Raw genomic sequence first — 691 nt, forward strand, 5'->3', positions numbered from 1 at the left:
GGGCTGGTGGTGGTCTGCACGGGGAGCACGCTAGCCCACGGCCCGGCGGCGACACGGCTAATCATTGGATGTCCTATTATCATGGTGATGACAGTCACACCCTGTCGCCGCCCGCGGTGTCACCCCCGCACCACCCCGTCGTGGACCGCCCGCGCGGCCGGCCCGAGCCCCAGGAGGACGAACCCATGTTCCCCATCACCGACGACCAGAAGGCCCTGGTCGACGCCGTCCGCGACTTCGCCGAGCAGCGCGTCGCCCCGCACGCCCTCGACTGGGACGCCGAGTAGCATTTCCCGGTGGACGTCCTCGCCGAGGCCGGCGAGCTCGGCCTGGGCGGCATCTACGTGGGGGAGGAGCACGGCGGCACCGGCCTGGAGCGCACGGACGCGATCCTGATCTTCGAGGAGCTCGCGAAGGCGGACCCGGCCTTCGCCGCCTACATCTCCATCCACAACATGGTGGCCTGGATGATCGACTCCTTCGGCAGCGACGAGCAGCGCGCCCGCTGGATCCCCGATCTCGTGGGCATGGCGCACCTGGCCAGCTACTGCCTGACCGAGCCCGGCGCCGGCTCGGACGCGGCCGCGCTGAAGACCCGCGCCGTCCGCGACGGCGACCACTACGTCCTCAACGGCGTCAAGCAGTTCATCTCCGGCGCCGGCGCGTCCGACTGCTACGTGGTGATGTGCCG

At 70.5% G+C, this 691-nt stretch carries 1 pseudogene; it reads left to right on the forward strand.

Annotated features, from left to right (window positions below):
• Window positions 1–185 precede the first annotated feature (185 nt).
• A pseudogene (locus J1M39_RS11635) lies at window positions 186–691 on the forward strand (acyl-CoA dehydrogenase family protein); the annotation flags it as partial.

This window comes from Micrococcus sp. KRD077 (assembly GCF_017168505.1).
Taxonomy (GTDB): Bacteria; Actinomycetota; Actinomycetes; order Actinomycetales; family Micrococcaceae; genus Micrococcus; species Micrococcus luteus.